The following is a 21,013-nucleotide window of genomic DNA, read 5'->3' as shown; positions in this document are numbered from 1 at the left end:
GTTTAGCCGATGCCAAAACCTACCCGGTGCTTGGACTCAATACCCAGCTCCACAAAGCCAATTTGAGCCCCGGGAACTAGGGTTGTGGCGCCCTTGGAGTCGGTCAGTTCCAGCAGGCCTCCGGTCTGCAGAGCTTCTGCCACCTTAGCGCGAACCTGCTCGGCGCTTTCATCAGATTCGATAACGACCTGGGTGGGAACGTTCAGTACACCAATTTTGATTTCCACGGGATACTTCCTTCGGTTTGGGCCCACCTGGCGCGGGCTCTGGCAGTGTTCCTCAGTCTACGGCAGGGGAGCGGCAGCTCGTGGCAGGTTTCGGTCTGAGCTGACAAGCACGCGGGGTAGGCCCGCCTACTCCCAATCTTCGTCAATAATTGAGATGCCACCCCAGGCAAGCCGGAAAACAGCTCTCTCGGCAAGCGCTAGCTGCTCAGCAGAAGTTTCGGTGCCTACCACCATGTGAGCGGCGGCCTGCGTCATGCCGGTGAGCATGCGAGCAGTCATCATAGCTTCGCTAAAGTCCATGCCTGCATTGGGTGCCAGAACATGTGCGATGTGCTCAGCGATCCGGGTGTGCATGCCCTCGGTACGCTCTTGAACAGCAAAATCCGTCTGGATATCAGACTCAAAAATAATGCGGTAACCCACCACATTGGTGCGCGCGAAATTAAAGAAAGCCTCGATAACGCCTTTGACGCGTTCCTTATTGACGTTGGTTCCGTGCAAGGGGCTAACAAGGTTTGTAAGGAGCAGTTCAATCTGTTCATCGAGAACAGCTAGGTAAAGATCCCTCTTACCAGTGAAATGCTGATAGAGCACAGGCTTAGTGACCTGCGATGCCGAAGCAATATGATCCATGGTGGTGCAGTGGTAGCCCTGGGAAGCAAAAACGCGGGCCGCATTGCTAATCAGCTGTTGGCGACGTAAATCTTTGGGTAGGCGACTAATCCCGTTAGAATCGCCCTGAGCTGGCTGGTCGGGAAAGTATGCGGACATTGTGTGTGGCCGGACCTCTGGAACGGTGGATGTGGACAAGGCTAAAGCGGCCCTTGGCGTGGCCGCTCGCTAGGAGGCATCGGTTTGAGGCGATACCTCGTCAGCGGAGTTCTCTTGAACTTCGATGCCGTAAAGAGCTTCTAGCGCTGCCACATATTCATCGGTCCTACCGTCACGAGCCAACTCACGGGCTCGAACGGTGGGCGTATGCAACAGCGACTTGACCATGCGACGCATGGCCAGCTCAAGCTGCTCGGTAGCGGCAGTGCAACCGTACTGGTTATGTACCTTCGCTACCTCAGCATCAAGCACACTCATGGTGTGCTGCCTCAGAGCAACAATAGCAGCGTCTACACTGCGAGCCTTCTCTTTGACGGAAAACTCGGCAGCTTCTTCGTCCACAATTGTGCGGGCAGTATTAACCGACTCCACGGTTTCTTCGGGGGCGGCCAGGCGCACCGACTCCAGCGTGATGAGCTCGACCTGGGGAAGATCAGCTACCTCCGGCGCAAAGTCCCTGGTCAGGGCCAGGTCGAGGATAACGCGCTTTCCTTCGGGAATCTCAATGGGAAGCATGGGTGAAGCGCCACCAGAGCACCCAATAATGATGTCCGCCTTTCGCATCTGCTCATGGAGCTGGCCGTGGGGCACGGCAAAAACGCCTCGTTTGTCGGCAAAAGTAGCTGCACGATGAGAACGCGAATAAATCCAGATATCGCTGGTTCCCCTGCTGTGCAAGGCCGCTACAGTCGCGCCAGCATAGGCTCCAGTGCCAAAAACCAGCACCCGACGATCCTGCCAGGACTTCTCGGCCACCTCATCTGCCATATCAAGGGCAACAGAAACAATAGAACGACCGCGCGAACCCAGCAATGTGCGCTGGCCAACCTTACGAGCAGTCTGCGCGCCGTGGTCAAAAAGCCTGACCAGGTTGCCTGTAGCCCGCCCCTTATCTTGCGCTAAGGTAAGGGCCCTGCGAACCTGGCCGGTAATTTCGCGCTCGCCAACCACAGCGGACTCAAGGCCAGAAGCCACAGTGAAAAGGTGGTGGGCGGCATCGGCATTGACCAGAATGTCGAAGCTATTCTCAACGATGTCGTAGGAGAGGCCGGAACCTCTAGCAATCAGCTCAAAGATACGCTCAGCAACTGTGATGACATCGTTGCTGATGTTTTGCTCGGTAGCGCCCGGTTTGCTGGGGATTTCTGCGTAGAGTTCTAGCCGATTGCAGGTAGACAAAATAACCTCACCACGAACACCGGTTTTCTCAAGGTTTCGCTGAATTTTCTCAACTCCTTCGCTGAGAAAAGCCACGGTGGTGAGGTCAACAGAGCGATGCGATGCTACAAGGCTAAAAATGGTCACAACGTCTCTATCATAAGGGGGCAAATGAGCTTTATCGCTGACAGTCTGTCACTAAGGTTCTCAAAAGTGGCCTGAAGTGTGCAAATATGGGGCAAAAGGTTCTTCGAAAGTTGTCAATTACTTTGTGCGTTTCCCTCGGCTAGCCCCTGTGAAAAGAAGCATCCACCCCTGCACCAGCGACTCAACGACAGTTTGTCTCTAAAGTTTTGGCATAAACTTGGCAGAATGGAAGATATGAGTCAGACCAATACCGCCCCCCTGCGTCAGCGCGCCCTACTTACCGATGAGCAGCTCGCCCATCTACCCACCCATCACCCTCTCAAAACCGCACATACCGGTGAGTCCGCCATGATTCGCACCCTCACCGGCCGCTCCGCAGATCACTCACCGGTCTGGTTCATGCGCCAGGCAGGGCGCTCCCTGCCCGAATACCGCCAGATACGCGAGGGAATCCCCATGCTTGATTCCTGCCTCAACCCTGAGTTAGCCGCTGAGATTACCCTCCAGCCGGTTCGCCGCCACGGTGTCGATGCCGCTATCTTCTTCTCCGACATCGTTATCCCCATGAAGCTTGCGGGTGTCGGCGTAGATATCGTGCCCGGGCGCGGCCCCGTCCTCGATGCCCCCGTGCGCACCCTTGAAGACATCAAAAATCTGCCCGAGCTTGAAGACTCAGCACTTGATCCCATCCGTCAAGCAGTAGCCCTAACCGTTGAACAGCTGGGGTCCACCCCGCTCATCGGGTTTGCCGGTGCCCCTTTCACCGTGGCCGCCTACATGGTCGAAGGCGGGCCCTCGCGCGACCACCTGCGCCCGCGCACCATGATGCATGCAAACCCAGAAGCCTGGGAAGCTCTGGGTCAGTGGGCCGCCCGCACCTCAGCCCAGTTCCTTGCCGCCCAGATCGAGGCTGGCGCATCGGCCGTCCAGCTCTTTGACTCCTGGGCCGGCTCCCTAGGCCAAGCTGACTACCGCCGCTTCGTCCAGCCCCACTCAGCTGTCACCCTGGCCGCCATTGAGCACTACGGTGTGCCCCGCATTCACTTTGGTACCGGCACCGCCGAACTGCTACCGGCCATGCTCGAGGCCGGCGCAGACGTTATCGGCGTGGACTACCGTCTTCCCCTGTCTGAAGCCCAGCGCAGACTCGGCGGCGGCATTGTCCTGCAGGGTAATATCGACCCCGCCCTGCTAGCCTCAGGTTGGGATGCCTTGGCCGCACACACCGACAGCGTTCTTGAAGAAGGCCGTTGCGCACCGGCCCACGTGGTCAACCTGGGACACGGCGTACCGCCCACCACCGATCCCACCGTACTAACCAGACTCGTCGAATACATCCACACCCAGACCCGCAAGGCTAGCTGAGGCAGGCAATGGCACAGGAATTACACGGCACCAGACCGCAGAACACCGCCCTGGTGATTGGCGGTGGAGTCTCGGGCCTCTTAGCCGCCCGCCAACTCGCCCAAGCCGGTAAAAAAGTGACTCTGGTGGAACGCGAAAGCCACCTGGGTGGCGCTGTCGGTGCCCACCAGCTTGCAGGGCTGGTGCTGGACTCCGGTGCTGAATCCTTTGCAACTCGCACCACAGCGGTCAAAGATTTGCTGACCGAGCTGGGCCTAGCTGACCGTATCGTCACCCCTCAGCCACGCGGTTCCTGGCTCTACCTGCCCCAGGGAGCTTTTCCCTCACCGTCCACCGGTGTGCTGGGTATCCCCGGTAGCTTTGATGACCCAGCCTTCAAAAAGATTCTGGACCGCTCCGGCTACCGGCGAGCCAAACTGGACATGGTTCTGCCCCGCTCCGCAGGTACCCACGCCAAAACGCTGGGCGACCTGGTCCGTATCCGCATGGGCCAGCAGGTTCTGGACCGACTCGTTGCTCCCGTCGTTTCGGGTGTTCACGCTGTGCACCCTGATCAGCTAGAAATTGCAACCATCGCCCCCGGCCTGCTTGAGGGTCTTAAAGAACTGGGATCCCTAGCTGCCGCGTCGGCCCGTATGCGGGCAGCCTCACCGGCAGGAACCCAGATCGCAGGCATCGAGGGCGGCATGAACCAGCTCTCCGAGGCACTGGTCGATGAACTGCTACGGCACCGGGTACGTATTGTGACCGGCTTTGACACCATCGCCGTTGACCGTGACCCCGTCACCGGCGCCTGGACTGCTATCCAGCGCCAGCCCGAATACGGCGAGAAATCGGCCATGATTCACGGTGAACTCCTGGTGGTAGCAACCGATGCCCAAACCAGCATTCGCCTGCTCGGGCCTCACCTGCCTGCCTCGTCCTTACCTCCCATCACACCCGGCCCCGAGGTCGCACTGGTTTCCCTGGTCCTTGACCAACCAGCACTGGACTCAGCCCCCCGCGGAACCGGACTGCTGGTCAGCGAAGCCGTCACAACGGTCCGTGCCAAGGCTCTGACCCACGCCACCGCCAAATGGGACTGGGTCGCAGAAAAAGCGGGGGAGGGCCGCCACCTGGTCCGTCTCTCCTACGGGCGCGGTAAGGAACACGACACCTCACCCCTCTCAGAGCTAGCCTTGCACGATGATCAACTCGTTACCCTGGCCCTGCACGATGCCGGTCAGCTCCTGGGCGTTCCCATCAGTAAGAGCCAGCTGGTAGCCGCCGACGTAGTGCGCTGGCCAAGCGCCCTACCGGCTACCGCACCCGGGCACCGCCAACGGGTCGCCGGATTCCGCTCGGCTCTCGAAGACCTACCGGGAGCTACCGCAGTGGGAGCCTGGATCGCCGGCACCGGTTTAGCTGCCGTGACTGCAGACACACAAGCTCATATCCGCAGCTTTGCAGAACGCAAGAAGCCCACTGCATCCCACAAGGACTAACCATCACACCCCAGGACAGAAAGGTCCCCTCAATGTCACATCCCACCGCACAGCAGGGCCACGGCACTACAGGCCACGGATCACACCCCGGCCAGCCCCAGAAGGTTCAGGGGCAGGTTCCCGGTGCACCCGCCGAGGGCGATTCCCAGCTCTACTATGCCCTCTACACCGTTTTCGCCCGCGACACCGCACCTGTAGCTGATGTAACCGGTGCTGCCGCCACCGCCGAACTCGAACAGCTCGAAGAAGCCCTTAAAGCAGAGGGCGTAACCCTGCGAGGCTTCTACGATGTCTCGGCTATGCGCGATAACGCAGACATCATGGTCTGGATTCACGGCGAGAAGCCAGAAGCCCTGCAAGCCGCTGTCCGTAAAATCCGCCGCACCGCCGCTTTCTCCGGCACCAAAATTGTCTGGTCCACCATGGGTGTTCACCGCGATGCCGAGTTCACCCGCCAGCACGCCCCCTGCTTTGCCAAGGGGATCGCTCCCGAAGCCTGGGTCTGCGTCTACCCCTTCGTACGTTCCTGGGACTGGTACTACATGAACGCCGAACGCCGTGCCGAAATGCTTAAGAACCACGGTATGAAGGGGCGGGACTTCCCCCAGGTCCTGGCCAACACTATCGCCACTTTCGGCCTGAACGACTACGAATGGGTCCTGGCTCTTGAAGCCCCAGAACTGGTAGATTTGGTCGATATGATGCGTCACTTCCGAAACACCGAGGCCCGCCTCTACGTCCGCGAAGAGACCCCCTTTTACACCGGTCGCCGTATCCCGGCGGCAGAGATTGTGCAGGTACTTGCCTAAATGACTACTCAAATTCCTCAAGATATTATTCCCAACCTGACCGACCCTAACAACACTGCATCTAACGGCCCCGCCACACTAGATCAGACTACTTTGGGTTCTTACCACGGCGAAGAGAATCTGACCCGCCCTCGCGCTTCGGTCCCTGTTGACTACGACCTGGTCATCCTTTCCTCCTTCGGCGGCCCCGAAGGCCAGGAGGATGTGATTCCCTTCCTGCGTAATGTTACCGCCGGGCGCGGTATCCCCGACGAACGCCTGGAAGAGGTAGCAACCCACTACCGCGCCAATGGGGGAGTCTCACCCATCAACGCCCAGAACCGTGCCCTGCTTGGGGCCCTCCAAGAAGCTCTGGCCGAAAAAGGCCCAGATATTGAAATTACCTGGGCTAACCGCAACTGGGATCCCTACGTGCCAGATGTCGTTGAAGATGCCTACCGGCGCGGTAAACGCAAAATCTTGGTCTTAGCAACCAGTGCTTACCCCGGCTACTCATCCTGCCGCCAATACCGGGAGGACTACGGCCTTGCCCTAGAAAAATTGGGCTTAGAAGGCAAGTTACAGATTGACAAGGTCAGGCAGTTCTTTGACACCCCCGGCTTTATCACACCCTTTGTTGAGGGACTAGTTGAGGGCCTCAAAGACGTACGCGCTCGCCTGACTCAGACCCAGAAACCTGCCGCCGGTAACGGTAAAATTCGTGTGATGTTCTGCACCCACTCGGTCCCTACCAGCGCCGCAAACGAAGCAGGCCCACGCGGGGTGGACTACGAAGGCGGCAGTGCCTATGTAGAAAAGCATCTGCAGGCCGCCCGCGCGGTTTTGTCCGGCGTTCAGCAGATTGACCCCGATCTGCTGGATAAGGTGGATTGGGAGCTGGTCTACCAGTCCCGTTCTGGCCCGCCCACCATGCCCTGGCTTGAACCGGATGTCAACGATGCCCTTGAGGCTCTCGAAGGTGCAGTGGATGGCGTGGTTCTAGTTCCCCTGGGATTCGTCTCAGACCATATGGAGGTCATGTGGGATCTTGATACTGAGGCTTTGGATACCTGCGAACGCCTCGGCTTTGTAGCCACGCGCACCCCGACCCCCGGCACTCACCCCGCCTATGTGGAAGGCCTGCGCCAGCTGATTGCTGAACGTGTTGCCTCCACCGCTCCGGCTCAGGATGCCCAAGGCGTGCAAGAAGCCAGAGACAGTGTCTGCGGTGGCAAGGGTTGGTTTGACTTCTGCAATCCCAACTGTTGCAAATCTACCCGCCCAGGCTCTGAGAAGCCCGTGATTGCCAACTACACCGGCGACATCACCGGCGGAACCCGCTAAGAAAGCACAGGCACCGATTGGCTCCTTACCCTACTGGCCCCGGTTCCCGTCTAGGGGACCGGGGCAGGGTAGTCTAGAGGACCCAAAAAACAACGAGGATTCAGCGATGGTAGCTCAGCACTACAGGGTGGGCACACGAGGCTCAGCCCTGGCAACCACCCAGACAGCCTGGGCCGTGGAGCAGATACGCTCAGCAACCGGCCTAGTTTTGGACACCGTTACGGTGAAAACGGAAGGGGACGTCTTGACCGGCCCCCTATCGCAACTGGGTGGCACCGGTGTCTTCGCCGCGACCCTGCGTTGCCGCCTGCTGGAGGGGGAGGTTGATCTTGCCGTGCACTCCCTCAAAGATTTACCAAGTGCTCCCTGCCCAGGGCTAACCGTAGCCGCAACACCCCTGCGTGAAGACCCTCGGGATGCCCTGTGCGCTCGTGACGGACTGACCCTAGATACTCTGCCAGCCGGGGCCCGGGTGGGGACCGGCTCACCGCGCCGTGCCGCTCAGCTCTTGGCCCTGCGCCCCGACCTAACCATCGTCGATATTCGCGGCAATGTGGGCACCCGCCTGGCCCGGGTGGCCGGGAATGAAGCCTATGGGGTGGGCGCTCACGGCCTGCACGGCGAGAAGAAACTGGGCGCTATCACCGGTGACTGCGACGCTGTGGTACTGGCCGCCGCTGGCCTGCGCCGACTGGGCCTGGAAAAGACCATTACCGAGTACCTCGATACCGACCGGGTGCTCCCGGCCCCCGGGCAGGGCGCCCTCGCCCTGGAAATTCGTTCTAAGGAACTTGAGGGGGCGGAAAAAACTGCCTTGGGTACCGCTGTGCTGGCGGTTAACCACACTAAGACCCAGCTTGCTGTGACTGCTGAGCGTGCTCTGCTCCGTCGTCTTGAAGCCGGGTGCGCCGCGCCTATTGGGGCCTACGCTCAGGTCAAGAGCGGTCAGCTCGAACTTTCGGTGGCCGTTGCCAACCCCGCAGGAACCCAAGTCATGCGACATAGAGTAGCTACCGCCACGCTCAGCCCAGAAACCGCCTACGAGCTGGGGGTGCGTGCAGCTGAGGAATTACTGGCAGATGGCGCTGCTGAGCTGGCAGGGTTAGGAGAACAAAAATGAGCACCTACCTGATTACCAGAACCCCTCACCAGGCCGCCGCTTTTACCCGTCAAGTCCAGGCCCACGACCCCGCCGCTCGGGTGCTGTGCGCACCCGTCCTCCAGGCGGTTGCCCGCCAACCTGAGGACTGGGAAGAAATCGCCTTTGCCCTGGTGCGCGGTGAGTTTTCCTGGGTCACTTTCACCTCTGCCAACGGGGTGCTGGGCCTTGAAAAACTGGCCCAAGAGATTGGTCAGCCCCTGGTTCAGCTCCTGGGAGCAGCCCAGATCGCGGCGGTAGGCCGGGCTACCGAAGCCGCCCTGACCGAACGCGGCCTGCTGGTTGATTTTGTTCCCCACACCCAGTCTGCCGCCGGCATGATTGAAGAATGGCTAATTGACGAAGAGTGGGAAAACCCCACCACCGAAAAGGTCCTGGCCGTGCAGGGTACTACCGCCAGCCCCGTCCTTGAAGATGGCCTGACCGATTACGGCTACACCGTTGCTCCGCTGGCCGTCTACGACATGGTGCCCTACCCGGCTGACCTGCCCCTAGCCGAACCCGAAGATACCCAGGATTCTCAGGCCCAGGACGATGCTGTGGCCCTCACGCTGGAGCAGGCCCGGGAAGCCCTGGCAGAAGTGGACGTTCTGGTAGCGACTTCACCCCTGCTCCTGAAAACCCTAGCCCGGTCGGTTGGTTTTGCCCTACCGCCCACCGTCGCTATTGGTGCCAGCACCCGGGCTGCGGCGGAGGCCCTGACCCAGCCTGCCCGCCCGCATAAGATTTCGGTAGCCACCAGCCCCGCCCCGGCAGCCCTGGCAACAGCCGCCTTCTTAGCCTCCCAGTCCGCATCCTAGAGAGTACAAAACAGTGTTCCAGCCTTCATCCTTACCCGTCCGCCCCCGCCGCCTGCGCACCACTGCCCCCATGCGGGCGCTGACCGCAGAAACCGCCCTGACCCCTGCCAACCTGGTCCAGGTTCTCTTTGTACGCGACGGCATCGACGCCCCGGTCGCCATTGAATCCATGCCCGGCCAGTACCAGCACACCCTAGACACCGTCATTGGTGAGGTCCAAAAGGCCTTGGATGCCGGTGTGCGCTGTATCGACCTCTTTGGTGTTCCCCGCGACCAAGATAAGGATGCAATCGGCTCTGCCGCCTGGGCACCGGAGGGCATTCTCAACCGCGCTATCGCCACTGTGCGCCAGCACTTCGGGGACTCCGTGGTTGTTATGGCCGACACCTGCCTGGACGAGTTCACCGACCACGGCCACTGCGGCCCGCTGACCACCGACCCCCAGGGTAATACCGTGGTTGATAACGATGCGGCGGTAGAGGCCTACTGCAAGATGGCTGTTTCCCAGGCACAAGCCGGTGCTCACACGGTCAGCCCCTCGGGCATGATGGACGGCCAAATCGCCGCCATGCGTACCGCCCTAGACCAGGCCGGCTTCACCGATGTCTCTATCCTGGCCTACTCCGCCAAGTACGCCTCTGCCTTCTTTGGTCCCTTCCGCGAGGCGGTAGGTTCCACCTTCACCGGGGACCGCAAGACCTACCAGCAGGATCCCGCCAACCGCCGCGAATCCCTCTACGAGGTTCAGCTTGATATTGAGCAGGGCGCCGATATGGTCATGATTAAACCGGCCACCGCCTACCTGGACATCGTGCGGGAGGTTGCTGACTTCTCACCCGTGCCGGTGGCCGCCTACCAGGTCTCGGGGGAGTACGCCATGATTGAGGCCGCCGCCGCCGCTGGCTGGGTTGACCGCAAGGCCGTAGCCCTAGAAGCCCTTATGGGGATTCGCCGGGCCGGTGCCTCCATTATCCTCACCTACTACGCCACAGAAGCCGCTACCTGGTTGCGCCAGAAGCCCTAGCGGGTTAGCTTAGATTCAGACTCACCGGGGCGCTCTTGCCATACCGAGCGCGCCGTCCCCACGAAAGGAAGCCCGGTCAATGACCGTCTCTGAAGAACTTTTTGCCCGCTCCACCCAGGTTATTCCCGGTGGCGTGAACTCCCCGGTTCGTGCCTTTAACTCGGTGGGTGGCACCCCCGCTTTTATGGTGGAGGCATCCGGCCCCTACCTGACCGATGCCGATGGCCACAACTATGTCGATTTGGTCTGCTCCTGGGGCCCAGCCCTGCTGGGGCACAAACACTCCGCCGTTATCGAGGCGGTGCACGCCGCTGTGGAACACGGCCTATCTTTTGGCGCTTCGACCGCCGCCGAAACCGAACTGGCCGAGCTGGTGGTCAACCGTATTAACGCTGTTGCACCGGGCACTATAGACCAGGTGCGCATGGTTTCCACCGGCACCGAAGCCACCATGACCGCTATCCGCCTGGCACGCGGCTACACCGGCCGCGACAAGATCATCAAGTTTGCTGGCTGCTACCACGGCCACGTGGACGCTCTGCTCTCCGAGGCAGGCTCGGGTGTTGCCACCCTCTCCCTGCCCGGCTCCGCAGGTGTTACCGCCGCAACCGCCGCTGAGACTATCGTCCTGCCCTACAACGACGAAGAGGCTGTGCGCGCGGCCTTTGCCGCCCACCCCGGCCAGATTGCCGCCATCATCACCGAGGCCGCCCCCTGCAACATGGGCGTGGTGACTCCCGGCGAGGGATTCAACGCTTTCCTGCGCCAGGTCACCAGCGAGAACGGCGCTCTGCTGATTTTTGATGAGGTGCTGACCGGATTCCGCGTCTCCTCTGCTGGCTACTGGGGCTACTCCGCTCCTTCCGAGGGTAACTGGGCCCCCGATATTTTCACCTTTGGCAAGGTTATTGGTGGAGGCATGCCCACTGCGGCTCTGGGCGGTAAGCGCCAGGTGATGGAGTATCTGGCACCGACCGGCCCGGTCTACCAGGCGGGCACTCTCTCGGGTAACCCGATTGCTATGGCCGCTGGCCTGGCAACGCTTAGGGCCGCCGATGACTCGGTCTACGCCACCATTGATGCCCGTTCGGCCCAGCTTCAGCAGGCCCTGACCGAGGCTCTGAATGCCGCCGGTGTAAACCACTCGCTCCAGCGGGCGGGCAACCTGTTCTCGGTTGCTTTTGGTACCGCTGAGACCGGTGTGCACAACTACGAGGATATTAAGAACTCGCAGACCTACCGTTACAATGCTTTCTTCCATTCCATGCTCAAATCCGGGGTCTACCTGCCCCCGAGTGCCTATGAGGCCTGGTTCCTCTCTGCCGCGCATGACGATGCGGCCATGGATCGGATTATCTCGGCCCTGCCTGCTGCAGCGGAAGCAGCTGCACAGGCTGTGGCCTAAAGGCTGAGAAATAGCCGGACCAGCTCAGGCGGGGCCTAAAGAAGCCCCGCCAAGCGCAGAAGCACCGCCAAGCGCAGAAGCCCCGTACCGGCGGAGCCCCGGTGCTGGGCTTCGTTTAGTTGAGAGTAAGCCTTAGTAGTTCTGGTAGGGTGATTTTCAGGAACGTACCTCCAACTGAGAAAGCCTAGCTAGTATGACGACATGACCGCATGAAGTTAGAAATGATAGTTCTGTGGCCCAGCAACAGGCGACAGAACTGTCTTCACCAGCCCAGGCTTTGACCGCTGTAACTGCCCCAACTCGTGATACCGCCACTACTGTTACGGGTAACAGCACCGCTCATTCGTCGCTTGACTCGATGCTGGCTGCGGCAACAGAGATTGCCTGCGCGGTCCAGGATGCCGTGACACAAATAGGCACTATCTACCAGAATTTTGTGGATGCTGATATGGCTGGTGGCCGTTAAATGCCGGGCCCTGTGGATACCTGGCGTGGGGATATAAAACGCCTTGAGCTAGAGCATGATGATTTGCATCGGCGGGCTAAAAAGCTGGAGAACTTGATACAGGAGTTCGCTACGCACTTTTGGCAGACTCAGCATCTTGTTGACTCAGTTGCTCAAACCTACCGTGATAATCCTACTTTTGCCCGTTGCGCTGAGGACGTGTGTAGGGAGCGCCGGCAGATGATGGGCGCGCTTGAAAGTGCATATACAGAGTTGCGTGAACAGATCTCTGCTGTTCAGGGGGAGAAAGACAGCCTCCAAGAAAAAGTTAGTCGTGGCGCTGATAATGAAGCTCACTCTTCTAGAAAGTAGTACCTATGAGCATCGATATGTATGTGGAAGATTCAACTACTCAGGCAAATACTACGCACTCGACTGTGCTGTAGCTGGTAGATAGTTATGGCAAGCTTAAAATTGCTATTGATCGGTTCGCCCTGTGCCAAGAGTTACATTCTCAGACCTATTCGAGCGCTAAAAGGTATTTTACAGATGTTATTAAGCCCCTGGTTCAGGGCGGTGAGGTGCTGTCTGTGGCGGTGGGGGAGGCTGTGAAACGTTTGCCCCAGGAGTTCACAGCCCGGGTGTGTGGGCATTCTGTTAAAGAGTCGGAATTGCTTAAACAGATTGCCCAGGTGGGGGCGAGCATCACACAGGAGCAAAGGCTCCTGGGGCAGCTTAAAGAGGATGAGCTGTTGAAGAAGATAGCCGTTCAGACCAATCTATCTGCTTTGTCTGGAGTGCAGATGGGGTTGGAGGGTCTTCTACAGCGATTAAGGGATTTTAATGCCTCTTCCTCTTCGCTGTTTAGCGATATTGATGCTGTGCATACGGCGATTGGCAGGGGGCTTGTTGTCGCCCGGTCTGCTTTTAAGGCGGGTTCTAATACTTTTGTGTTGCCGAATGATATGACATGGGCTGATGATATTCGCGGTGCTGTGGCTCGCTACGATGAGGAGCTTTTCGTGCGCGAGATGGCTGATAACTACGGATGGGATGAGGCAAAGGCTCGGTGCTGGTACCCCTATAAGTCCCAGTACGGTTACAAGTGCTACGAGATTTCATTGATGGCCACTGTGCGTGATGGTATTAGCAAGAAGTTTCCAAATTTGAGCCAGGAGCAGCAAGATTATTTATGGCTCCGGATCATGGGTGGCGCTACGTACGGCCCAGATAGTTTCAAGCAACAAGCTAAGTGGGATGCGACTGCAGGCCCTTTGAGCGCTAAGCCCTATTATCTATTTGTTGCGTATTCTTTAAATCTGCTACCAGTACCAGGCGTTTCAGCCATCGCTCTACCAGCTGATGCGTATATTTTAAGTACGCCCCCCTTCTATACTTCAGATATTAGGAGTATTTATAGATCGCTGGGATTAGATGCTGAGCAGGCAAACCAGCTTTATTATGAATTAAGGTTGCAGCATCAGTTTTCTGGGCAGACAGGGGATATATACAGTGCTGATTTAAAAGCCCCGAATGAATTATATAAGTATCAAGAAGTTAAAGCTTCAATGGAAAAAGTTTACGGTCCTATGACTGATGAAGAGTTTGATAGACGGTGGGATAGCAGGGTCTCCCGTTACAGACGCGGTAGTGACTTTACCCATCAGTTGATCACTACGGCCACGGAGCGCTATAGGGGGCAGGACCAGGGGATAGCTGATAATTCCGTTAATGCCCTATCAGATGTTTTGGCCCAGAAAACATATGGTGCCGATGTAAGAGGGCTCTCCGGTTGGATTGGAGATGTAACCGATAAGGCAGGTCCTGATCCGTCCATTGGAGATGCAAATTATAGGGCGGACCTGGATGCTGTCAATATTAGTAGGCTCATTGATGCTACGGGGCTTCCCTACCAGGTGGTACAGGCGCAGTACTACAGCGAGCTTCAAGCGGGCACCACAAACCGTGCCCAAGAATTTAATTCGCATATCAGTATCAGTGACATTAAGCATCAGGTTTATTCTATGGTTCCAGAGAAGTACTCAACAGAGAGTGAAAAGCTGCAGTATTTGAAAGAGACATACCCTCAGTCGTATAACTTTTAAGGTCTGTGGAAAAGCGCGATAATCATATAGTCGACTATGCCAAGCAGGAGGGGTAGAACATGACGTGGAGTAAAGACATTAAACTAGCTGTAGCTATGTGTAGTGTGCTTGTTCTCATGGTGGCCTGCGCTCTTGGGTATCTGGGGTGGAAGGTGGCTACCTGGGGGTCTATTCCTGCTCAGGAGAGTATCTTTGCTGAGATTTATGCGGATACGGCTAAGAATTATGAGAATCGCCCGAGTATTAGCCATATTCAGGCAGCGGGGCAGGTTGATACCCTATCTATGATTGATGGGGACCCGGGGCCTTTATATGACTTCCATAAAAACTCTGATGAGTTAGATGATATTGATGATATTTCTATGCGGTTCTTTTTTAACAGTGAAGAGTTTGTAATTATTTATCACATTAAGGCTCCTAATGGTTTGGTTCTGCGGGAATACGCGTTGTTTAATGTTCAGGCCGGTGAGCTACGCAAGAATATTCGGGTTAAGGGCGCTGATGGTAAGTATCTTAAGGGTCGTGATGTTATAGCGCAGGCTCTTGCGGATGCTGGTATTACTAAGGCTGATGTGGAGGGGTATTACCGGGCTGTGGTGGATGATTATATTCTTGCGGATTGGGTGGAGGTGTTTGATTCTGATTTTTCTCCGTTGTCGTATGGTGATGTGAGGGTTGTGGATGAGTGGGATGTTTATTTTTCAATCAGGACATAGAATATCCTTATATCCAAATAACTAAAGATTTTGCAAAGGGGTTCGTTACCGCATATGTTCCTTGGAGAGCGCCCCCAGGTTCTGGGTGTCCCGGTCGTAGAGCCAGTCACGGTCCATGAGCAGGCGGGAGAAAGCCAGCCCCATTCCCAGGGCAAGGAAAATCAGCAGAACCCGCACCAGACTGTTGAGAGCCTGAGCCACATCTCCGTTGGAGAAATGGGCCATGGACATGTAGAACATGACCCCCGGGACCATGGTGACAGCCGCCGGGACAGACAGAGAGATACGGGAGAATCGCCGCTGGTAAAGCGGGGTAATAACCTCAGATAGCACACCCGCCGTAAAGACAGCCAGGGCAATAGCCAGGTGCGGTGCCCAGCCTGCCTCGGTGAGCCAGATCCTGCCGGGGTTCACCAGGGCCGCTATCAGCCCCGCCCAAGTACAGGCCAGGGGAGTGGCAGAGAAAAGCATGGCGAAGCCGTAGGCGGCGGTAAAACTGGCCAGTACCTGCACAATGATAAGCCCAGGCAGGGGCAGATGAGGTGGCGGAGCCTGTTCCAGGGGCAGACTAAAGAGTAGAGCCACCAGCCAGACTGCACCCGAGGCACTGGTGAGTAGCAGAGTGACGTAGGTGAGCCTAGAGATGCCCGAGGCGAAATCCATGCGGGCTATATCCAAGAGGCCCGTGACCAGGGGGAAGCCCGGAACCAGGTAGAGGACCGAGGAGATAAAGCCGACCAGGTGGTTATCGGCTATCAGCCCCGGCAGAATCAGGGCGTTCATGGTTGCCACATACAGACCAGCCGAGAGTAGGCCGCACAGGAGCCAGACCGCCATATGGTTCATACCCTTGTGCACGAGTTTGGAGCGTAGCAACTGCCCCGCGAAGGCTGAAAGTAGGACCACTGCGCACTCAATGGGCCCGCCCCGGTTAAGGAAGGCGAAGCCGGCACAGGCCAGGCCAGCGGCCAGGGCGAGAAGCCAAGGCGCGTAGAGGGGCTTTTTCTTCTCAATACGGGTCAGTGTGGCTGCGGCTACGGCGGGGTCAATCTGCTCGGGTAGGGAGGACACAAAATCCCCGAGTAGGTCAATCTTGTAGGCGTTGATGCCCTTGGTGCGGGTTTCGGCGATTTCGGTGCGAAAGTGCTCACCGGCGTAGGCGGTGGTGGAGATTTCGGTGAAGGTGATGTGGGCGTGGTGCTCATCCAGCCCCACCGCTTTGGCCAGGCGGGCCATTGAGGCCTTAACCCGGTAAGCGCTAGCGCCCGATTTCATCAAGAGAAGACCTAGCTGCATGACTACCGCCGATTGGGCAACAAGGCGCTGGTGGGCGGTAGGGTTAGCCCCCATATAGATGCCGCCGGTGGGTGCTGGCTCGTTCACGGTCGTCCTTTGGGCTAGTTTGTGGGGTATTTCTCCTCTATCTAATCTAGTTGAGTCCTCCCCCTAAATGGCCTCTCGAAGAGCGTGACGGTGCTTATTTTATGCCCTTGTGCGGGATAGACGGAGGGTGCCGGTGCCCCACATGATCCCGGTAAGGATGAGCAGGCAACCTAGCCCCTGGAGCTGGAAGAGGCTAGGCGTAGGTGCGCACCGGCCATTGGCCGGAAACCTCGGCCTGCTTGCCGATGCGGTTGAAGTAGTCCTGAAGCTCAGCGGCCTGCTCAGCAGCCCAGGTCACCTGGAGCTCGTGCAAGGCGGTTGCGGCTTGCTCAATCTCCGGGTACTCAAGGCTCATAGCGGTCAGGAGACGCTCGGCAGCCAGCGCGTCGTCCTGAGATGTATGCGCGTTTTCCAGGTCCACCCCGTACTCACCGGCCAGCACCTCCAGGGTGCGCTTACCCTTCTTAAACTTGTGAACCCGCTTATTAATAACCAGGGGATCAAGAACCGGGTAGCAGGTCAGAGCCGGGTAGCCGTAGCGGGCCAGCTCCTGGTTAAGGACCGAAAAATCGTAGGAGGCGTTAAAAGCAATCACGGGGACACCATCGGCAAAGAGACCACCAAGTGCCATAGCCACCTCGTAGGCTACTTTCTGGGCGGGCTGGCCGTGCTCACGGGCGTACTCGGTGGTGATGCCGTGGACCGCCGCCGCCTGCTCTGGGATCTCAACCCCGGGGTCAGCTAGCCACTCACCGGCGCGCAGAACCTCGCCCTCCGGGTCAACCAGCACCAAGGAAGCGGTGACGATGCGGGCAGTCTGCGGGTCAACGCCCGTGGTTTCAAGGTCAAAGGTGGCGCGGGGAAGCTCGGTCCAAGAAGTCATACTACCGATAGTAGCCGCTCAGCCCGCTCCGGCTAAATATTGGAGGGCACAATAGACGGCACGCTTAAAGTGTCAGCCACCTATGATGGTATGGAAGAAGAATATTCACAGAGCAAGAACCCGCCCGGCCCCAGAAAGACCCCTATGAGTGAGAACCTCCCCCCGTCAGGCTCCGCGACCCTGATTTTGGGTGCCCCGGGCACCGGCAAAACCCATAGCTTGCTCGCCCAGGCTGTTGAATATATTGAGTCCGGTGCTGACCCCGCCCGCCTGCTCGTTCTCACCCCAACCCGTGTGAGCGCAACCCGCTTCCGTGAGGCTCTTTCCGCCCGTATTACCGCCACCGTTTCCAGCGCTCCGGTACGCGCCTGGCAGGCCTACGCTTTTGACCTACTCCGCCGCGCCCACATCCAGGGCTACCTGCCCGGGGTTGAGTTTTCTCCCAAGCTCCTGAGCGGGCCGGAACAAGATGTCCTGCTCAAAGAACTTTTGGAGGGGCACCGCCAGGGGCAGGGGAGCGCCCTCACCTGGCCCCATGACCTGCGTGAGGCTCTGGATACTCGGGGCTTCCGCCACGAGATCCGTGACTTCTTTGACCGCATGGCCGAATATGACCTCACCGCTGAGCGGGTGCGGGAACTCGGGGAGAGCCTGAACCGGCCCGAATGGGTGGCGCTTGCCGCTCTCTACACCGAATACCGCCAGGTCCGTGCCCTGCGCGCACCCCACGCCTACGACCCTGCCGGGCTGATCCACGAGGCAGTCAAAGCCCTGGTCGCCAATCCGGCCCTGCTGACCGCTGAGCGGGCGAGGTTTGACCTGGTGCTCATCGACGATATCCAGGAGCTGACCCCCTCAATTTACCGCCTGCTCACGGTGCTGGTGGGGCACGATGCCGCCGGTTTCCTGGCAGAGAGCGCCGGTGCCACGGCTGAGCTAGCCCGCCAACAGGCAGACGACATAACCGCTGCCTTTGCCCACCGGCCAGCCGTCACCCTCACCTCTTGCACGGACACCGTGGTGCAGGGCTTCCGTGGGGCCAGCCCCCACTTAGCCAGCACCCTGCCAGGGGTCTTTGCCGGTCGGCTTGAAACCTGTCACCTCAGCACCAGCTGGCGCATGGCCCCCGAGCTTGCCCAGCGCTGGCAGGCCGTGGCTCAGCGCCTTCCCCTGCTGGCTCATGCCGCCCACACCCGCCAGCTTGACCCGGTACCGCAAGCACCCAGTGAGCAGGCCCTGCTACCCCTGGGCGATGACGGCTCCCTGCTCAACCCCGAAAAGGCGGGCGATAGCCGTCCATCGGTCATGGGCCTGGTGGTGGAGAACCCGCAGCAGGAAAACCAGCTGATTGCCCAAATGATTCTGGAAGACCACCTGTTCAGGGGCAGAGCCTTCAAGCGGAGCGCCATTATTGTGCGTAAGGGCTCCGACGTCACCCGCCTCAAACGAGCTTTGAGTAATCTTGGTATTCCCGTGGCGACCGCCGCTTCGCTGACTCCCGTGCGTGACGAACCGGCGGTACGCCCCTTCCTGGACGCGCTGAGCCTGATTTTGCATACCCGCTCCCTGCGAGAAGCCGAAGCGGAAAAGAGCGGGGGCACCGAACCGCAGAGCCCAGATAGCATGGAAACTCCCAGCACAGAAAACTCTGATACCGAGAGACCGCAGGCTGAGGGCCTACCGGCTGGTGCACAACCCACCGGAGCCGGGACCGCAGATGCTCTTGCCCGCTGGGGCCTGGGGGCTGACACTGCTGTTGCCCTGCTGACCTCCCGCCTGGGCGGGGCATCCACCATGGAAATCCGTAGGCTCCGCCAGCGGCTTCGTGCCGATGAACTGCGAGCCGGTGGCAACCGCGATAGCGACGCCCTACTGGTAGAAGCCCTGGTCAATCCGCACCTGCTCCCTAGCACAGGGGCCGGGCCGGCCGCCCGCAGACTGGCCGCCGTGCTGACCGCTGGTGACCGCGCTCTTGACCAGGCCGGTGCTACCGCCGAGACCGTGCTGTGGGCACTCTGGGAGGCATCGGGGCTGGGGCCCCTGTGGCAAGAGCAGTCCACCACCGGGGGCAGTGGCGCCGACCGAGCCAGCCGCGACATCGACGCCATGATCGGCCTCTTCGAAGCCGCCGAACGCTACACCGACCAGATGCCCGGCGCTACCGCCGAACAGTTCCTGGCCTACATCGATGCCCAAGACCTGCCCATGGATACCCTGGCCGAGCGCACCAGCTACCGGGACGCACTGGAAATCATGACACCCGCCCTGGCCGCTGGCCGCCAGTGGGACACCGTCTATGTAGCTGGGCTCCAAGACGGCACCTGGCCCAACACCACCGTGCGCGGCTCACTACTGGGCAGTCTTGACCTGGTCGACGTGGCCATCGGCTCCCTGGCAGGTAACCAGCAGAGCGGCGGCCCCCAGCCAGCGCAGGGCGTCAGCCGAGGCCAGCTCCTGACCGAACGCCTGCGCGCCACCCGCTATGACGAAATCCGCATGTTCTCCACCGCCATCTCCCGCGCCAGCGACCGGGTGGTGTGCACCGCCGTCTCGTCCCCGGACCAGGCACCCAGCGAACTGCTCGATATCTTCGCCCCGGCCCCCGGCGGTGAACGGGAACTCACCGAGGTTCGCAGGCCCATGACCCTGCGCTCGCTGATTGCTGAGCTCCGCCAGTGGGCTGAGGCCCAGCATCTTTCACCGGCCAAGGCTGAGGCCGCCGCCCGGCTCCTGCACCGGCTGGCTGACCCCGACCAGACCGCTGGCTTCACCCTACCCGGTGCTTCACCGGCCTCCTGGTGGGGCATGCTCCCGCTGTCCTCGACCAGCCCGGCTTTTGATGGTTCAGGGCCGGTCCCGGTGTCGCCTTCACAGATTGAGAAGATTCACCGGTCGCCCCTGGACTGGTTTGTGGCCGCCTCCCGCGCTGAAGCGGCCACCGACACCTCCCGCTCCCTGGGTACCCTGATTCATGCCATCTGCGAAGAGATGCCCGATGCCAACGGCACCGATTTGCGCGATGAACTGCACCGCCGCCTACCCCAGCTGGGCCTGCCCGACACCTGGGAGAGTCAGAAACTGGTGGAGCGGGCAGAGAAAATGATTCAGCGCTTTGCCGACTATGTGCGTGAACTCAACACCAAGGGCCGTTCCCTGGTCGGTGTAGAAGGCTCCTTCAGCGTGCTGGTGCCCGGACCTGCCCGGGACGCCCTGCTCTCGGGCCGCGTGGACCGTATTGAGGTGGACCAGCTGGGGCGTTTCCTGATTCTTGATATAAAGACCGGCAAGCAGAAGCCCACCCGGGCCGAGCTGGAACGCCACCCTCAACTGGCGGCCTACCAGGTCGCCCTCGAAGCCGGTGCCGGTGCCCTCATGCGCCAGGCCCTTGCCCCCGACCGGGAACAAGCCCAGTCCGCTAGCTTGGATCTTCCCACTCAGGAGGTTGGGGGCCGCCAGGTACCGGTGCTAACCGGCCTACAGGAGCTCTCCGGCGGTGCCCTGCTGCTACAGCTAGGTGGCTCAACTGCCAGCTACAGCGAACAGGAGCAGGCACCTCTCACCGCAGAGAGCACCTGGGCCGTAGAGCTCATCAACCGGGCCGCCGTCCTGATTGCGGGTCGGGAGCTCCAAGCTCGCCATACCGCCGGTGGCCCCTTCGGCATCGGCTGTGCCCTGCCCGATATCTGCCCGCTGTGTTCACGGGGAGGCACCATTACCCACCGCCCTGCCCAGTAAGTTTCAGGAGAATC

At 59.5% G+C, this 21,013-nt stretch carries 18 protein-coding genes; 13 read left to right on the top strand and 5 right to left on the bottom strand.

What is annotated here, in order from left to right:
• Nucleotides 1-2 precede the first annotated feature (2 nt).
• The 3 genes from ACN080_RS05105 to ACN080_RS05095 form a co-directional block, all read right to left on the bottom strand.
• Nucleotides 3-227, bottom strand: coding sequence for a DUF3107 domain-containing protein (locus ACN080_RS05105; RefSeq protein ID WP_419104637.1), 225 nt, complete (start codon nucleotides 225-227; stop codon nucleotides 3-5).
• A gap of 126 nt (nucleotides 228-353) precedes the next feature.
• Entirely contained in the window at nucleotides 354-998 is a 645-nt protein-coding gene (locus ACN080_RS05100; RefSeq protein WP_419113212.1) for a TetR/AcrR family transcriptional regulator, read from the bottom strand.
• Between the two features lie 69 nt (nucleotides 999-1,067).
• Nucleotides 1,068-2,363, bottom strand: coding sequence for a glutamyl-tRNA reductase (locus tag ACN080_RS05095; RefSeq protein WP_419100588.1), 1,296 nt, complete (start codon nucleotides 2,361-2,363; stop codon nucleotides 1,068-1,070).
• A 234-nt stretch (nucleotides 2,364-2,597) separates the two neighbouring features.
• Here ACN080_RS05095 and hemE point away from each other — a divergent pair, with 234 nt between their 5' ends.
• From hemE to ACN080_RS05035, 12 genes are all read left to right on the top strand, one after another.
• Nucleotides 2,598-3,728: a uroporphyrinogen decarboxylase gene (gene hemE / locus ACN080_RS05090; RefSeq protein ID WP_419113211.1), complete on the top strand. Its 1,131-nt coding sequence runs from the start codon at nucleotides 2,598-2,600 to the stop codon at nucleotides 3,726-3,728.
• Nucleotides 3,729-3,736: 8 nt separating this feature from the next.
• Nucleotides 3,737-5,212 (top strand): protoporphyrinogen oxidase, encoded by a 1,476-nt coding sequence (hemG, locus tag ACN080_RS05085; RefSeq protein WP_419113210.1) that lies wholly within the window; start codon nucleotides 3,737-3,739, stop codon nucleotides 5,210-5,212.
• Nucleotides 5,213-5,244: 32 nt separating this feature from the next.
• The gene (gene hemQ, locus ACN080_RS05080; protein ID WP_419100585.1) at nucleotides 5,245-6,021 is read left to right on the top strand and encodes a hydrogen peroxide-dependent heme synthase; all 777 of its coding nucleotides are present in this window, start codon (nucleotides 5,245-5,247) and stop codon (nucleotides 6,019-6,021) included.
• Entirely contained in the window at nucleotides 6,022-7,344 is a 1,323-nt protein-coding gene (locus tag ACN080_RS05075; RefSeq protein ID WP_419100584.1) for a ferrochelatase, read from the top strand.
• A gap of 106 nt (nucleotides 7,345-7,450) precedes the next feature.
• Nucleotides 7,451-8,464 carry a hydroxymethylbilane synthase gene (gene hemC, locus ACN080_RS05070; RefSeq protein WP_419112068.1) on the top strand — a complete coding sequence of 338 codons (1,014 nt, stop codon included), beginning with the start codon at nucleotides 7,451-7,453 and terminating at the stop codon, nucleotides 8,462-8,464.
• A complete protein-coding gene (locus ACN080_RS05065) occupies nucleotides 8,461-9,303 on the top strand; it encodes a uroporphyrinogen-III synthase (protein ID WP_419113209.1) in 843 nt (280 codons plus the stop codon). Before hemC ends, ACN080_RS05065 begins: the two co-directional genes overlap by 4 nt.
• Nucleotides 9,304-9,316: 13 nt before the next feature.
• Complete coding sequence (gene hemB, locus ACN080_RS05060) at nucleotides 9,317-10,327, top strand: porphobilinogen synthase (RefSeq protein ID WP_419113208.1); 1,011 nt, start codon at nucleotides 9,317-9,319, stop codon at nucleotides 10,325-10,327.
• A gap of 79 nt (nucleotides 10,328-10,406) precedes the next feature.
• A complete protein-coding gene (gene hemL, locus ACN080_RS05055) occupies nucleotides 10,407-11,732 on the top strand; it encodes a glutamate-1-semialdehyde 2,1-aminomutase (RefSeq protein ID WP_419104628.1) in 1,326 nt (441 codons plus the stop codon).
• Between the two features lie 232 nt (nucleotides 11,733-11,964).
• Nucleotides 11,965-12,198, top strand: a complete 234-nt coding sequence (locus tag ACN080_RS05050; protein ID WP_419100579.1) for a TIGR04197 family type VII secretion effector — start codon at nucleotides 11,965-11,967, stop codon at nucleotides 12,196-12,198.
• Between the two features lie 12 nt (nucleotides 12,199-12,210).
• On the top strand, nucleotides 12,211-12,549 hold the full coding sequence (locus tag ACN080_RS05045; RefSeq protein ID WP_419100578.1) for a DUF3958 family protein: 339 nt from the start codon (nucleotides 12,211-12,213) through the stop codon (nucleotides 12,547-12,549).
• A gap of 299 nt (nucleotides 12,550-12,848) precedes the next feature.
• The gene (locus ACN080_RS05040) at nucleotides 12,849-14,282 is read left to right on the top strand and encodes a hypothetical protein (RefSeq protein WP_419113207.1); all 1,434 of its coding nucleotides are present in this window, start codon (nucleotides 12,849-12,851) and stop codon (nucleotides 14,280-14,282) included.
• A 59-nt stretch (nucleotides 14,283-14,341) separates the two neighbouring features.
• Nucleotides 14,342-14,998, top strand: coding sequence for a TipC family immunity protein (locus ACN080_RS05035; protein ID WP_419100576.1), 657 nt, complete (start codon nucleotides 14,342-14,344; stop codon nucleotides 14,996-14,998).
• A gap of 45 nt (nucleotides 14,999-15,043) precedes the next feature.
• Here the strand turns inward: ACN080_RS05035 and ACN080_RS05030 are convergent, their stop codons facing one another.
• Nucleotides 15,044-16,381 (bottom strand): threonine/serine ThrE exporter family protein, encoded by a 1,338-nt coding sequence (locus tag ACN080_RS05030; RefSeq protein WP_419100575.1) that lies wholly within the window; start codon nucleotides 16,379-16,381, stop codon nucleotides 15,044-15,046.
• Between the two features lie 193 nt (nucleotides 16,382-16,574).
• Nucleotides 16,575-17,264 carry a 3'-5' exonuclease gene (locus tag ACN080_RS05025; protein ID WP_419113206.1) on the bottom strand — a complete coding sequence of 230 codons (690 nt, stop codon included), beginning with the start codon at nucleotides 17,262-17,264 and terminating at the stop codon, nucleotides 16,575-16,577.
• Nucleotides 17,265-17,408: 144 nt separating this feature from the next.
• Here ACN080_RS05025 and ACN080_RS05020 point away from each other — a divergent pair, with 144 nt between their 5' ends.
• Nucleotides 17,409-20,999, top strand: coding sequence for a PD-(D/E)XK nuclease family protein (locus tag ACN080_RS05020; RefSeq protein ID WP_419113205.1), 3,591 nt, complete (start codon nucleotides 17,409-17,411; stop codon nucleotides 20,997-20,999).
• Nucleotides 21,000-21,013: the final 14 nt, after the last annotated feature.

The organism is Rothia sp. CCM 9416 (genome assembly GCF_048513535.1).
GTDB lineage: Bacteria > Actinomycetota > Actinomycetes > Actinomycetales > Micrococcaceae > Rothia.
This window is presented reverse-complemented; position numbering and strand designations above follow the sequence as displayed.